At 41.7% G+C, this 13,359-nt stretch carries 16 protein-coding genes; 12 read left to right on the top strand and 4 right to left on the bottom strand.

Annotation, left to right across the window (positions count from 1 at the left end; genetic code table 11):
* Positions 1-576: 576 nt before the first annotated feature.
* From FLA_RS32040 to FLA_RS11790, 5 genes are all read left to right on the top strand, one after another.
* Positions 577-822 carry a DoxX family protein gene (locus FLA_RS32040; protein WP_159445145.1) on the top strand — a complete coding sequence of 82 codons (246 nt, stop codon included), beginning with the start codon at positions 577-579 and terminating at the stop codon, positions 820-822.
* A 439-nt stretch (positions 823-1,261) separates the two neighbouring features.
* On the top strand, positions 1,262-2,014 hold the full coding sequence (locus tag FLA_RS11805) for an acetylxylan esterase (protein WP_076380686.1): 753 nt from the start codon (positions 1,262-1,264) through the stop codon (positions 2,012-2,014).
* Between the two features lie 8 nt (positions 2,015-2,022).
* Positions 2,023-3,468, top strand: coding sequence for a family 43 glycosylhydrolase (locus tag FLA_RS11800; protein ID WP_076380685.1), 1,446 nt, complete (start codon positions 2,023-2,025; stop codon positions 3,466-3,468).
* A gap of 100 nt (positions 3,469-3,568) precedes the next feature.
* A complete protein-coding gene (locus tag FLA_RS11795) occupies positions 3,569-4,450 on the top strand; it encodes an AraC family transcriptional regulator (RefSeq protein WP_076380684.1) in 882 nt (293 codons plus the stop codon).
* A 67-nt stretch (positions 4,451-4,517) separates the two neighbouring features.
* Positions 4,518-5,255 (top strand): SDR family oxidoreductase, encoded by a 738-nt coding sequence (locus FLA_RS11790; protein WP_076380683.1) that lies wholly within the window; start codon positions 4,518-4,520, stop codon positions 5,253-5,255.
* 157 nt (positions 5,256-5,412) lie between these two features.
* On the opposite strand, the gene FLA_RS11785 is transcribed toward FLA_RS11790, so the two are convergent.
* Both FLA_RS11785 and FLA_RS11780 read right to left on the bottom strand, forming a co-directional pair.
* On the bottom strand, positions 5,413-6,198 hold the full coding sequence (locus FLA_RS11785; protein ID WP_076380682.1) for a helix-turn-helix domain-containing protein: 786 nt from the start codon (positions 6,196-6,198) through the stop codon (positions 5,413-5,415).
* A gap of 36 nt (positions 6,199-6,234) precedes the next feature.
* Entirely contained in the window at positions 6,235-7,146 is a 912-nt protein-coding gene (locus tag FLA_RS11780; RefSeq protein WP_076380681.1) for an SDR family NAD(P)-dependent oxidoreductase, read from the bottom strand.
* Positions 7,147-7,377: 231 nt separating this feature from the next.
* Here FLA_RS11780 and FLA_RS11775 point away from each other — a divergent pair, with 231 nt between their 5' ends.
* The 5 genes from FLA_RS11775 (at position 7,378) to FLA_RS11755 (ending at position 10,741) form a co-directional block, all read left to right on the top strand.
* Positions 7,378-7,773, top strand: a complete 396-nt coding sequence (locus FLA_RS11775; RefSeq protein ID WP_076380680.1) for a DoxX-like family protein — start codon at positions 7,378-7,380, stop codon at positions 7,771-7,773.
* A gap of 1 nt (position 7,774) precedes the next feature.
* Positions 7,775-8,512: a DUF2071 domain-containing protein gene (locus FLA_RS11770; protein ID WP_076380679.1), complete on the top strand. Its 738-nt coding sequence runs from the start codon at positions 7,775-7,777 to the stop codon at positions 8,510-8,512.
* Positions 8,500-9,258, top strand: coding sequence for a class I SAM-dependent methyltransferase (locus FLA_RS11765; protein WP_076380678.1), 759 nt, complete (start codon positions 8,500-8,502; stop codon positions 9,256-9,258). Before FLA_RS11770 ends, FLA_RS11765 begins: the two co-directional genes overlap by 13 nt.
* On the top strand, positions 9,242-9,637 hold the full coding sequence (locus FLA_RS11760) for a hypothetical protein (protein ID WP_076380677.1): 396 nt from the start codon (positions 9,242-9,244) through the stop codon (positions 9,635-9,637). Before FLA_RS11765 ends, FLA_RS11760 begins: the two co-directional genes overlap by 17 nt.
* An 81-nt stretch (positions 9,638-9,718) precedes the next feature.
* The gene (locus FLA_RS11755) at positions 9,719-10,741 is read left to right on the top strand and encodes an LLM class flavin-dependent oxidoreductase (protein ID WP_076381023.1); all 1,023 of its coding nucleotides are present in this window, start codon (positions 9,719-9,721) and stop codon (positions 10,739-10,741) included.
* Positions 10,742-10,813: 72 nt separating this feature from the next.
* Here FLA_RS11755 and FLA_RS11750 read toward each other — a convergent pair whose 3' ends face one another.
* The gene (locus FLA_RS11750) at positions 10,814-11,446 is read right to left on the bottom strand and encodes a hypothetical protein (RefSeq protein WP_076381022.1); all 633 of its coding nucleotides are present in this window, start codon (positions 11,444-11,446) and stop codon (positions 10,814-10,816) included.
* A 128-nt stretch (positions 11,447-11,574) separates the two neighbouring features.
* Here FLA_RS11750 and FLA_RS11745 point away from each other — a divergent pair, with 128 nt between their 5' ends.
* Positions 11,575-12,003, top strand: a complete 429-nt coding sequence (locus FLA_RS11745) for an HIT family protein (protein ID WP_076380676.1) — start codon at positions 11,575-11,577, stop codon at positions 12,001-12,003.
* 158 nt (positions 12,004-12,161) lie between these two features.
* Here FLA_RS11745 and FLA_RS11740 read toward each other — a convergent pair whose 3' ends face one another.
* A complete protein-coding gene (locus FLA_RS11740) occupies positions 12,162-12,626 on the bottom strand; it encodes a nucleoside deaminase (RefSeq protein WP_076380675.1) in 465 nt (154 codons plus the stop codon).
* A 99-nt stretch (positions 12,627-12,725) separates the two neighbouring features.
* Between FLA_RS11740 and FLA_RS11735 the strand changes: the two genes are divergently transcribed.
* Positions 12,726-13,313, top strand: coding sequence for a Crp/Fnr family transcriptional regulator (locus FLA_RS11735; protein WP_076380674.1), 588 nt, complete (start codon positions 12,726-12,728; stop codon positions 13,311-13,313).
* Positions 13,314-13,359: the final 46 nt, after the last annotated feature.

The raw sequence follows: 13,359 nt of genomic DNA, 5'->3' as shown, positions 1-13,359 counted from the left end.
GCCCTCCTTTATAGTTCAATCAGTAGTATGAATAGAAATACTTAAAAGATCATTCTATTTCAAACGAAGGCATTGTTGGGTAATAATTTAATAATTACCGGGAATTTATGGGTTCAGTTGTAAAAGAGGAGGTCAGTTTCTGCGAAAAATACAACAAATTTAGCTAAGCTATTGACCTTGTCACAAATAGGATTTTGCTACGCAATATAAGAGTTTCGATTTGTGTTTCTTCAATTCAGCTTATCCTGTGCATTTATGGTAGGTAGTAAAATAGCTTTTTTTAAAACACAATCCTCTTTACTTAAAGATCAAACCATATTGCTGAAGTTGCTAAAAAATAGAAAATATATATTTAATAATATATAACATATTAAGACCTTCTAAGTATCCGAACCTTTATAAGATTAAAGTACAGAAAAATACTATCTGATAGTCATATTAATAAGCTTTTACTGATAGCTCATAGACTAATTTTCTTGTTCTGACAAATTGGAGCTTATAAACCAGAGGACCTTCCGTTTCCATGGGTAAAAGACAACCCCCAACCTTGTTATAATAACAGGCATTGTTGATTTATTGGGTGGATTCTGCATTGTATTGCCAACAGTGCTGCGTATCCTGCCCACGCTGACAATTTTTGCCGCTTATGGAATCATTGCTTTAATGACAATTGCCATTATATTTCATATTACACGAGGTGAAGCAAAAAACATTGGTTTTAATATTTTCATACTATTTCTTTCTATTTTCGTTGCATGCGGTAGACGCAATTTGAATAAGGTTGATTTAAATTCTTCTCGTACTCATTCGGAGTTAGTTTAGTCTTCCGTTTAAATAATTTACAAAAAAATTGTGGGTGGGTGGTATTGTCTTCAAGGTTCGGGAAAACAGCAAGGTAATAATTAAGAAAGCATATATCGCTGGAGCAAAAACAAAAGCCGAACCAGCAGTCATAAAGAAGATGCCCATGCTCTTAATGTCTACATTGACCTGATACTGGCCAAAGCCCAGGAATGTGGTAATAAGTTGATCGAAAAGGAACTACCTATTTCAACCTTATATATTGATCGACTATTCTCTAGCCTTTATTTTCCGATATGGTTCAGTCGCAAATAAGACAGCCCAATCGCTGGAATCAACCGATCTGCCGGCATTTTGTTTTCTTGGATAGATAATGCTCTGTTTCTGAATAATCCAGGCTTAAAAAAATGATATGTAATAATAATTGTATTTTAGACAGCAATTATAACCTGTTTGTCATATGATAAGATTTGCACCTAAAATATGGTTGCCGGTGATCGGGATGGTCATCCTGCTGGTATCCGGCGCACACGCGCAAACTGCCCCTCCTGCCGGGCCTCCACGTGGTCTGAGAAGAGACTCTATCACAGAGCTCGATAGCATACGCAGTATAGCACCTTTCTTTAAACCGGCAACGACGGCAAAAAAAACACCCGATACCGACGGCTTTATCCAGCGTTGGTTATTACTGGAGCCGATCAGTAAGTCAATACGAAGCAATATTGTATTTACGGTTGACTACCTGAAGAAAGCGTTTGATACTGGTTATTTCCCGGACCAGTTCTCGGTTATCCCTAAAGATGGCGAAAAGGTAAAGGTGGGCGAGCAGGAACTTGCATGGCACGCACTGGAAAGCCCGACTTTCAATATAAAATTATTCCGTTTCGCCTACGGCCTTCACAAGCAAAACTACTCGGTACTTTTTTGGGCGGTAACCATAGTGAACAGTCCGCGCGAAATGAAAAATATACGGTTAGCAGTGGGATCCAACGGAGGGTCAATGTGGTGGCTGAACGGAAAACAGGCAGTAATACTTGACGGCGACAGGCGAATGGTAATGGATGATGGCACTTCGGCACGCCTGACACTTCATAAGGGAAAAAATATACTACGCGGGGCGGTGATCAACGGCCCGGGATTAAGCGACTTTTGCGTTCGCTTCCTGGACGAGAACGGAACGCCGGTAAAGGACCTTACCATCACTACAAATTAATATTAAGTATGAAGATCAATATAGTAAGCGTTATAGCTGCGCTCTCGATATATGCCGGCGGGTCAGCCGTTGCACAAATTGGCAAACCATTTATACATGACCCTTCTACCATCGCACAATCGGATGGAAAATATTACACCTTTGGAACGGGCGGTGGCGGGCTGATATCCGATGATGGCTGGACATGGAACAGTGGCGCCGTGCGCCCGGGCGGCGGGGCCGCACCCGATATATTAAAAATTGGCGACCGCTATCTTGTTGTTTATGGTGCGACCGGCGGCGGACTGTTCGGGGGGCATAATGGAAAGATATTGACCATGTGGAATAAAACGCTTGACCCAAAGTCGCCCGATTTCAAATATTCGGACCCTATAGTAGTTGCTTCATCCGATGGCATCGAAGATAATGATGCGATCGACCCCAGCCTTCTTCTCGACCCGGCCACCGGAAAGCTATGGTTAACTTACGGTACTTATTTTGGATACATCCGCCTGGTGCAACTTGATCCCAAAACAGGTAAGCGGGTAGAGGGCAATAAAGCCTTGAATATCGCCATTGATTGTGAAGCTACAGACCTGATCTACCGCGATGGGTGGTACTACCTGTTAGGCACACATGGTACTTGCTGTGACGGGCCGAACTCCACATATAATATTGTTGTCGGGCGCTCTAAAAAAGTGACCGGTCCTTATGTTGATAACATCGGCAGGGAAATGTTAAAGGGCGGTGGTAAACTGGTTGTGGCGGCCGGCGACAGGCTTATCGGCCCCGGTCATTTCGGTCGTACGGTTTTGGGATACGGAATTGAAAAAATGTCCTGCCATTATGAAGCCGACCTGGATCAGAGTGGTCGAAGTGTGCTTGGCATCCGCCCCTTGCTGTGGAAAAACGGATGGCCGGTTGCAGGCGATAACCTCAAAGAAGGAACATACGAAATAGCATCTGAAAGACGAGGATATGCCCTGCAAATAGACGTTGATTTTACCCGGATGGCAGGCGTAGCGCGCGGCTTTAACCGCAACAACGATGAGCCGGTAAAACCTATTCCCTCACAGGAGTTGGCGGACGTAATAAACAATTGGCCAACCGGGAACATTGGTGTAACAATAGGCGACTATATGTTCCGCCCGCATCAGAAATGGGCCATTACAGCCGTTCCCGGCGTGGGCGGCTACCTCGGGGGACCTTATTATAAAATAACAATAGCAGGAACAGGCAGAGCATTAGCCGCTACTGCAGACGGTGAAGTGATAACAGTACCTGATTTTACCGGCGGGCCTGAGCAATTATGGATGATAGATCAATTGACCGATGGAACATACCGTATCATGCCTAAAGTAGTTCCCAACTCGAAGGAACAGTTGGCACTGGTATCGTTGGGGGACAGTACGCCGACATTAGCTAAGTTTGATATGAAGAGCGATAACTGTAAATGGGATCTCAGGACACATTAATAGTTATCGCTTACGATTTTGTGCTAAACTTTCAGGCTGAATGCCCTATGTTCATTAATTGCAAGTTGTTAACTTTATTAGCTGCAATACAAAATGAAAAATGGAAGAAACGACAGGGTTACTGGAAAAAATCAGGCATCATGATAAAATAGCTATTGCTTTGAATAAGAATTGCGCAATTCCATTGCCAGAAGATGTAATGCGTATACTACTTAAACCCCACCGGCTTTCTTTTTATTATTTCCAATACATTGAAAAAGGCACAGCAACATTTAAAACTGATTTGAAGGAATTTACTATTACTGATGGCGAATTGGCATTCGGCCTGCCTAATCAGATTTTTACCAAACTACCTTATGATAAAAACACACCACAGTATGCACTTTCTTTCGATGAAAACACACTAAAACTTCTTCCTGGGTCTTACCCCTTTCTTATAAATCCCTTTAATGTAAACTCAATTTCGTTTGATCTGGCTTCCCGCCAACGGATCAAAAACCTTCTTTCCGGGCTGTTCCAATTATTACACGCTCCAGGTAAACAGAAAAAAGCAGAAGTAATTCTGGCGCACTTACATACACTTTTGATCGAATACAATACCGCCTATTTTGAACAATATCAAGACCAGGAGACGATGCCAGGTTCTAAGTTGTCAAAATACATCGCTTTCAAATTAGCAGTGGAGACTACACTCACTGAACAACACGATGTGCAGCATATTGCGGAAAAGCTGGCCTTAACGTCAAATACGCTGTACGGCATTGTAAAAGAATTTGCAGGCATATCTCCAAAGGAGTGGATCACAAACCGGCTTATACTGGAAGCCCAACGAAAGTTACAATACTCTACAATTTCCGTTAAGGAATTAGCATACGAACTGGGATTTACTGACCCCGGTTATTTCTCACGCCTGTTTAAAAAAAGTACCGGTAAAAGTGTCAGCCGTTACCTGGCTGAATTACAGGATTTGTCCCGTGAATAAAGTGATCTGTCCATATCGCCTGCGGTACTGTTAGCGACCTTTACTCTATCTATTAAAGTAAAATAATATGAAGCTAGCATTAGTAACCGGAGCCAACAAAGGCATCGGCTTTGAAACAGTTAAACAACTTGCTCAAAAAGATTTTTTCGTTTATTTAGGTTGCCGTGATACAGAAAAAGGTTTGTCTGCTATTAAAAAATTGAAAGCGGAAGGACTTAATAATGTAGCATTTATTCAACTGGATGTAACCAATCAATCATCTGTTGAAGAAGCCCGAAATACAATTGCAGAAAAGACAGGAAAACTAGATGTACTGGTAAACAATGCCGGTATTTCCGGAGATTTTGAACAATCAGCTCTGAAAACAAATACCGATGTTTTTTATACTGTTTATGATACCAATGTATTTGGTATTGTGAGAGTCACACAAGCCTTTCTTGAGCTGTTAAGAAAAGCACCGGAACCCCGTATTGTAAACGTGAGCACAGCCATGGCGTCACTTAATCTGGCTGCTGACATTTATGGCAACAGCTATCCTAAAAGATTTGTCGTTTACCAGTCTTCTAAAGCAGCATTAAATATGTATACACTCCATCTTGCTTTTGAACTGCGTGATACGCCATTTAAAGTGAATGCAGTTTGCCCAGGATATACACAAACAGACTTCACCAGACACCAGGGCACCAGTACTCCGGAACAGGCAGGACAGCGTATTGTTAAATATGCACTGATTGGACAGGATGGGCCAACCGGTCGCTTTTTTAGTGAAGAGTATTTTCCTGCGCCGGCAAATTGTCCATGGTAAAACCGATTATTAAAACCCGTATCAACTGCTCGATTTTTACCAAATCACATGCAAAAAGGGTCGAAAGCTGTAACTGATTCTGCGCTTAAGGGGACAAATCTTTTTGATGATTTGCCCCTTTTTACTTTTGGCCATAGTCTATGCCTGACGTGTGAAGTCATACTCTTTTTTCAGCAAGTTCAGTAGGTGTAAGGCCAAATTGTTTTTTAAATGCAAAAGAGAAATGAGATAACGCTTCAAAGCCTAAATCATAATATATATCTGAAGGTTTCTGAAACTTTTTTTCAATGAGGAAATAGGCTTCTTTCAAGCGCCTTTGTACCAGCCAACGATTGGGAGTTTCCTGGAACACTTCCTTGAAATCTCTTTTAAACGCAGATAAACTTCTTCCTGTGAGAAATGCCAAACGCTCGTTGCTAACATTGAATTTATAGTTTTGATTCATAAAGGCCTCAATGTTGATTTTTTGTGGCGTACCATAGTCGAAAAATAAACCAGCAAGCTCTGGCTGTTGCTGTAATAGTATAATGAGCAATTCTTCCCGTTTTACATGAGCAAATGCATCTGTTATTTTTCCATGATGGTAATAAGGCAGCAGCGACTGAATATAAGAGGGAAGCAGCTCATTTGGCTTTATTCGTGTACAGGTTTGCACAGCTGTAAATTTTAGTACTGGGGGGGCATATTTTTCCTGAAACTTCCTTAGAAAGGTTTCATCCAAAGCAAGAATCACCTTCTCTAGTTCGCCATCTACTTTCCTTTTGTAATACCGCCCTAGGCGATTTTTGCGGGCAATGCAGCATTCGCCCGCATGTAATTCTATGTACTCAATGCCGTCATAGAGTGTTACAATACCCTTGCACACATACATGAAATAGTGTTCACCTATAAAATGTTCCTTTGAAATTTCATCTATAATGTATCGCGACGTATTTTCTTCCATCAATTACTGTTTACTATATAGTAAGTCAAATGTAACTCATATGGTCTTCAACAAAGCTCTGGTTTCGGCAACAACGCTATCCTGAAAATTAACATCCTGCGATAATACCGATCCCAACATTGGGGTGCCTTTTTCATCAAAGTAAACACCCGTTTTACCCGAAGTTTCTGTCAATATTTTTGTAATTGTTTTGGCAGACTTTTCCGGCGTGCTGCTGTACCTGGAAAATGGAGGAATGACAGACATAAGATACCCGAAAACTTTATGAACGATTGGATTCAACTCTTCGCCGCCCAGCTTTGTTCCACGGGTTATTCCTGGTTCTACTGCATGGTAATGTAACCTCGGGTTTTCGCGCGCTAAAGCCATTGCAGCCGCCAAAACGCACAATTTTGAGGTGGCATAAGCGTCTATACCGGGCATTTTAGCGCCTCCGGGCTTCCAGTTTCCATCTGCACTGGCAGCAACAGATAGGTACCGGCCGCCTTTCATGCCCATTATTTTTGCCGGTTTACGTTCAGGATCTTCTATGGCAGAAGCAATAAATACAACATTTGCACCATCGGGAAGATGGGGGGCGAGCACTTCTGTTAACGTGAATGCGCCAAGGTAGTTGGTGGCAAAAGTCTTATCCCATCCCTGTGCACTTTTAGTGGCTTTTGCTGGCATAATTCCGGCATTATTGAGCAAGCCAGCAATAGGTAGCCGAAGTGCGATTATTTGTTGCCCGGCTTTTTTCACGCTATTCATATCAGAAACGTCACAGATAACAGGTATCGCATTTTTCCCCATATCCTCTATTACTTTTTTCACCTTGTTGAGTTTCTCTGCGTTCCTGCCAACAAGAATAACAATCCCGTGCTTTGACAGTTCAAGCGCAGTGGCATATCCAATGCCTGAAGTTGGTCCTGTGATCACGTATGCCTTGTCTTTGTTACTACCTACCATTGTTTATATTTTAGAACTACAAAATTCAATGATAAGTGCGGGATAGGGATTTCCTTAAAAGTCCAATTTTGTGTACTGAGAAGTCCAAAGCAATACTTATCTCAAACTTATGCGTCAACAAGGAGGAACCAGGTGGAAGTATTTAGCACATTAAGATGTAGCCAAAAGAGCGGAAAGCATAATTTGCACTTTAGTATAAGATTCTTCCCATACACTAAACCCGTTCCTATTATGCGATTGATAAAAAAGCACATTCATAAAGCATTAACCTGCTCCATTGCCATTGTTTGGGTGGCCAACGGCTTGTTTTGTAAAGTACTGGGCCTTGTTCCCCGGCACCGGCAAATTGTATCGGCCATACTGGGGCCAACTTATGCCAGCCCCTTTACCCTATTGATTGGATTTTTGGAAATAGGAATGGCTATCTGGATTGTGAGTGGCTATCGCTCCCGTTTAAACGCCCTAACGCAAATGCTGGTGATTGCCACAATGAATACATTAGAATTCACCCTGGTGCCACACTTACTTTTATGGGGCAGATGGAATGCATTTTTCGCTTTTTTATTCATTATTATGATTTACTTGAACGAATTTTGTATAAAACCTGGCACACCTAAACACACCTGATATGAATGCCTTAAAAAACCATCCCTTTGCCGTAGAAGCTTTTTTTGAAAGCTCCCTGGTATTGACTTTTGCCGTTCCCAAAGAACAATTACAGCATTTAATACCAGCGTGCCTGGAACTGGATACCTTTCAGGACAAATGGGCTTTTGTGGCAATAGCGATGGTGCAAACCAAAGGATTAAGGCCCAAAGGATTTCCTAAAGTGATGGGTAACGACTTTTTTCTGATAGGCTACCGGGTATTTGTTAGATATACCAACACTGCCGGTAAGCGACTAAGAGGGCTGTACATTCTTAAATCAGAAACAGATAAGTGGAAAATGAAAATGATGGGTAATATTTTTACGCATTATAATTATACCACTACAGATATACAGCAGGAACACACAGGTAATAACACACTTATTCGATCTGCACATTCCAACTTTTCCATTCATGTGCAGGAGAAAGAGGGTGAGGTGGTTTTACCTGAGCACTCTCCATTTACAGACTGGAAAGAAGCCAGAAGATTTGCCGGCCCTTTACCTTTCACATTTACCTATAACGCAGACACTAAAGAAGTGCTGATTATTGAAGGTGTAAGGGAAAACTGGACACCTGCACCCGTAAAAGTCATTGATTACTCCATAGCATTTCTCAACACTTTACAAATAAAGAATTACGTTTTGGCAAACGCCTTTATCATCAAAGACATTCCATATTACTGGAAAAAGGGAAAAAAGGAGCTATGGAAGCAGTAAGAAAACCGTTTCAGGGAGTAAGCAATATCGTTCGCTTTAACTGGCATTTTTATCTGCTGTCATTGCTTTTTATAGTACTGTTGCTATTGCTGTCCGGCGTAGCTGTCACATTACTTCAGCATATCATTACTGTTCTTTGTTTGTTAGCTGGTTTCACCATCATTGTGTCCCTGTTGGTTTCCTGCTATATATACGACCTGTCAAAGCTGTACCAGTTTAGATGGATACAGCCAACAGGCGCCGAAAAGGTAGTCGTAAACATAAACGCCGGCTTTGATGAAACCAGTGCCTTACTGGAAAACCGTTTTACCCATTCACAATTGATAGTTTTAGATTTTTATGATCCGGTAAAACATACAGAGGTATCTATAAAAAGAGCCCGAAAAGCATACCCTGCCTATCCTGGTACTCAAACGATCACCACCGCCCGGTTACCTCTTGCCAACAATACTGCTGATAAAATATTTTTGATTTTAGCTGCGCACGAAATCAGGAACGAACAGGAGCGGATTGCCTTTTTTAAAGAACTAAGGAGAATTGTAAAACACGGGGGCGAAATATGTATAGTAGAACACCTGAGAGATACCGCCAACTTATTGGCATATAACATCGGCGCTTTTCACTTCCACTCCAAACCTACCTGGCACAAAACCTTTCAGGCAGCGAATTTAGATATCAGGCAGGAGATAAAACTAACCCCATTCATTTCAACCTTTATACTGCAAAAACATGGAGATACATTATAAAGTGATAGGGACACTATTAGTACTGCTCTCTTTATTACACGCCATTTTTCCTAAATACTTTAACTGGTCGGAAGAGCTAAGCGCACTAAGCCTGATAAACCGGCAATTGATGTATGTGCATACTTTTTTTGTAGCGCTGGTGGTATTTTTAATAGGCATATTATGCATCAGCTCTTCGGCAGAATTAACCTCTACCAGTTTGGGTAAAAAAATAGCATTGGGTATTGGCATTTTTTGGTTTATCCGCTTACTGTTCCAGTTCTTCGGCTACTCTTCCAGACTTTGGAAGGGGAAATCTTTTGAAACAGCGATACATATAGCAGCCACGTTGTTCTGGACCTACCTGAGTATTGTGTTTCTGGCTACCTGGTTTGTTTAAGGAACTCTTAAAGTAAGCTACCACATGCATTAACACGCTATCTTTACAACGGCTATTTACTACATGAAAAGAGGTGTTGTTATGAAGAAAATAGGATTTTTATCATTTGGGCATTGGTCTGGTCATCCGGCTTATAAAACCCGCACAGCAAGTGATACGCTGCTGCAGTCCATAGATCTGGCTGTTGCCGCAGAAGAGATCGGGTTAGACGGCGCCTACTTTCGGGTACATCATTTTGCTGCCCAGCTGGCATCTCCCTTTCCTTTGCTATCTGCCATCGGTGCTAAAACAAGTAATATTGAAATTGGTACCGGGGTCATTGACATGCGTTACGAGAATCCGCTGTATATGGTAGAAGATGCCGGTGCAGCTGACCTTATTTCGCGGGGACGGTTACAGTTAGGAATCAGCAGAGGTTCGCCGGAACAGGTAATTGATGGCTGGCGCTATTTTGGTTATGAACCGGCTACCGGAGAAACTGATGGGGATATGGGGCGCCGTAAGGCACTGGAGTTTTTGGATAAGCTAAAAGGGGAGGGGTTTGCCGAACCCAATCCTTTTCCCATGTTTCCTAACCCGCCGGGCTTATTACGATTAGAGCCTTATTCCGAAAGCCTGCGGCAACGAATCTGGTGGGGTGCAGCTTCCAATGCAACAGCTGTTTGGGCGGCAGAAAACGGAATGCATCTGCAAAGCTCCACCCTGAAATATGACGAAGGAGGTAAACCTTTCCATGTGCAACAGGCTGAACAAATAAGACTATACAAAGAGGCATGGCGTAAGGCCGGGCACCAGCGCGAACCACGGGTATCGGTAAGTCGCTCCATCTTTGCATTGGTAAACGATCAGGACAGATACTACTTTGGTCAGGATGCCGGTCGTTCAGATAAGATAGGTTATATTGAAAGTGACAAACGCGCCATTTTTGGAAGAAGTTATGCTGCCGAACCTGATCAACTCATTAAAGAGCTGGCCGAGGACGAAGCTATCCAGGAAGCAGATACCCTTCTTTTAACCATACCCAATACATTGGGAGTTGATTACAACATACATGTATTGTCCTCTATCCTGGAGCATGTAGCCCCCGGATTAGGTTGGCGTTAAAAATTAGCCTGACACATTAATAGCAGTTCCAACATTGCACAGCATTAATGCAGTGCAGCGTTGGAACTTTTTTTATTGGATAGCTTTAGGCACAGCTTGTTTAAAATCTTCCGGACTGGTAAAATACTCTAAACCCAGTACTAATAACATGAAACAAATGAAGGACACCTTTTGCATAATAGCCAGCAAGCCCCAATTACCCGAACCATACAAGTACAGTGTATAGTAAAAAATCAACAGGCAAACAACACAACAAAACTTCCAAAAATGAAGACTTGTTTTCAGGATAAATACCGTAACATAAAATAAGCCCAATAAAGACAGGGTGCTGGATATAGTGACCATAATATCATGCAGCACTGTTACAATTAAAAAAGTAAATAACATGTTGGCTGCCCCTACATATTTTAACACAACAGCTGCATGTTTAGAAGGCATTTTCTGGGACATATGGATAAAAAAAAGGCCATTCCCCACTACATGAAAAGCCATTCCAATGATAGCCCAGGCTCTGGATGGATTTTTCATACCATTCAGAGCATTGGGTGCAAATAAATTACTGATGAAATTTTTTGACCAGTCAAAACCAATAGCATTTTTATCAGCCAACGAACCTCCCGGATATAGTAGGGTTGCTATCACCAGTAAGCTTGCGCCAATAAACATGCATATCAAAACAGAATACTTTTTTACTATTTGCTTCATTGTTAACTGTTTAGAACCATTTTTAGGAGTTACCGGCACCAATCTGTTCTTTTTTTGCCAGAAAAACACATTGGTTTAGCGGTCTTTATTAAATTCGCTCACCCTTTAATTTAACAACAATATTCAATATGTCCCTTACCAATGCCTGCATGTATTGCGGGAAAGACCAAAGACTGACAGATGTAATGATGGAAATCTGCGAATTGGATTCCTCTATACTTTATCTTTTTAAAGAACAAACCTACCCCGGAAGATGCGTAGTAGCGTATAAAAAAGAACATAAAGAAGAGATTTTTGAACTCAGTGAAGCAGACCGTAACAGCTTTATGAACGATGTTGCCAAAGTAGCCAAAGCTGTTAAAACAGCCTTTAATGCAGGCAAAATCAATTACGGCGCATATGGCGACAAAATGCCGCACATTCATTTCCACCTTGTACCTAAACAGGAAGACAAACCCAAATGGGGTAGCACATTTGATATGCAGCCCGACGAAAAAGTATTTCTTACAGAAGAAGGTTACGCTGAGGTAATGGCAAAGATCAAAGCTCATTTATAGCAGGTAGTTACTACTCTGCGCTTAACGGAAAGAATTCATCATTCTTTCCGTTTTTTTTGTTTGTAAAACAGGCGGCTATCAAAAGCATTTTACAAAAGGCATTAGACCTTTACAAAGATGGCACCATAAAAAATTAAAGAGGGATAGAAACTGTGCTGTTAATGCTGCTTTCGCAACATGGCTATACATTCCTGTTCCAGCACAGCACCTCTTATCGTAAGCTGCACCGGCCATCGGGCTATTTTGTCGGTAGTAAGTAAAGGAAAATCAGGATTAGTTCCTCCAATCTGCCCGGCTGAAGCACCGAAAACCACTTCTCCAATTTTGGTTTCCCTAAGCAGATAACTACACATAAAACAGGGTTCAGCAGTAGTGTACATAATACAGCCACTAAGATCTCTTGTACCCAGCACTTCTGCTGCTTTTAATAAGGCCACAATTTCGGCGTGCGCAACAAGTGCCGGATATTCTTCGGAAGACTCTATACCTTCCGCTATAATTTCATTATCCCTCACTACCAGTGCCCCTACAGCTGTTTTGCCACGAGACTTCGCTATGGAAGCAAGTGCTAAACAACGCCTCATAAATATTTCATCGTTCACCTGCAAACTTCTGGTATTCATTAACCGCAATATTACAGAATCCCTCCTAAAACCGCCGGATTCAACCGGGTAGGGTATCTTTACAAAAATTCATTAGCAGGTAACCTTCCTCATCACTCAATGGAATTGCACGATCCGATTTTAAAAAACATTCATAAACACATTGCCCTTACCCGGGAAGAGCAGGATTATTTTATTTCTATACTCACCTATAAAGAAATACCTAAAAAAACAACAATACTGGCAGAAGGCCAGTATTGTAACCAGCTCAGTTATATTCACTCCGGCGCTTTACGGTCGTACTGCCTAGATGAAAGCGGGAGAGAGTCTACTATTATGTTTGCGGTGGCAGATTGGTGGTTAACGGATATGTACTGCTTTTTGAATGAAAAGTCCAGCATGACCTTTATTGAAACCATAGAAGACAGCATTGTTTTCAATATTAGTAAAGACCATTTTGACGAATTATTCACTGTTATCCCTGCTTTTGAACGCTTTTTCCGTATACTGATGCAAAATGCCTATACGCGGGAACAACTGCGCACCATAGAAAATCTCACGTTAAAGGCAGAGGAGCGCTATTTCCGTTTTTTACACAAATACCCTCAAATAGCCACCAAGCTTACACAAAAACAAATAGCCTCTTACTTGGGCATTACACCAGAGTTTTTAAGCGGCATCCGTAAAAAACAGCTACGCAAAGAATAACTTAAACTACCTTAAGAGTATTGTGCCCGATTCTGCTTTGTTTCGT

Origin of the sequence: Filimonas lacunae, assembly GCF_002355595.1 — a bacterium.
In the GTDB taxonomy this organism is placed as follows: Bacteria; Bacteroidota; Bacteroidia; order Chitinophagales; family Chitinophagaceae; genus Filimonas; species Filimonas lacunae.
The sequence above is the reverse complement of the archived record's forward strand: the minus strand, read 5'-3'. Positions and strand labels throughout refer to the sequence as shown.

What these genes read in the sequence shown, in the direction of transcription:
- FLA_RS11805 (WP_076380686.1), top strand. Translation starts at nt 1,262, where the DNA reads ATGATAAGATTTGCACCTAAAATATGGTTGCCGGTGATCGGGATGGTC.
- FLA_RS11800 (WP_076380685.1), top strand. Translation starts at nt 2,023, where the DNA reads ATGAAGATCAATATAGTAAGCGTTATAGCTGCGCTCTCGATATATGCC.
- FLA_RS11795 (WP_076380684.1), top strand. Translation starts at nt 3,569, where the DNA reads ATGGAAGAAACGACAGGGTTACTGGAAAAAATCAGGCATCATGATAAA.
- FLA_RS11790 (WP_076380683.1), top strand. Translation starts at nt 4,518, where the DNA reads ATGAAGCTAGCATTAGTAACCGGAGCCAACAAAGGCATCGGCTTTGAA.
- FLA_RS11785 (WP_076380682.1), bottom strand. Translation starts at nt 6,198, where the DNA reads ATGGAAGAAAATACGTCGCGATACATTATAGATGAAATTTCAAAGGAA.
- FLA_RS11780 (WP_076380681.1), bottom strand. Translation starts at nt 7,146, where the DNA reads ATGGTAGGTAGTAACAAAGACAAGGCATACGTGATCACAGGACCAACT.
- FLA_RS11775 (WP_076380680.1), top strand. Translation starts at nt 7,378, where the DNA reads ATGCGATTGATAAAAAAGCACATTCATAAAGCATTAACCTGCTCCATT.
- FLA_RS11770 (WP_076380679.1), top strand. Translation starts at nt 7,775, where the DNA reads ATGAATGCCTTAAAAAACCATCCCTTTGCCGTAGAAGCTTTTTTTGAA.
- FLA_RS11765 (WP_076380678.1), top strand. Translation starts at nt 8,500, where the DNA reads ATGGAAGCAGTAAGAAAACCGTTTCAGGGAGTAAGCAATATCGTTCGC.
- FLA_RS11760 (WP_076380677.1), top strand. Translation starts at nt 9,242, where the DNA reads ATGGAGATACATTATAAAGTGATAGGGACACTATTAGTACTGCTCTCT.
- FLA_RS11755 (WP_076381023.1), top strand. Translation starts at nt 9,719, where the DNA reads ATGAAGAAAATAGGATTTTTATCATTTGGGCATTGGTCTGGTCATCCG.
- FLA_RS11750 (WP_076381022.1), bottom strand. Translation starts at nt 11,446, where the DNA reads ATGAAGCAAATAGTAAAAAAGTATTCTGTTTTGATATGCATGTTTATT.
- FLA_RS11745 (WP_076380676.1), top strand. Translation starts at nt 11,575, where the DNA reads ATGTCCCTTACCAATGCCTGCATGTATTGCGGGAAAGACCAAAGACTG.
- FLA_RS11740 (WP_076380675.1), bottom strand. Translation starts at nt 12,626, where the DNA reads ATGAATACCAGAAGTTTGCAGGTGAACGATGAAATATTTATGAGGCGT.
- FLA_RS11735 (WP_076380674.1), top strand. Translation starts at nt 12,726, where the DNA reads ATGGAATTGCACGATCCGATTTTAAAAAACATTCATAAACACATTGCC.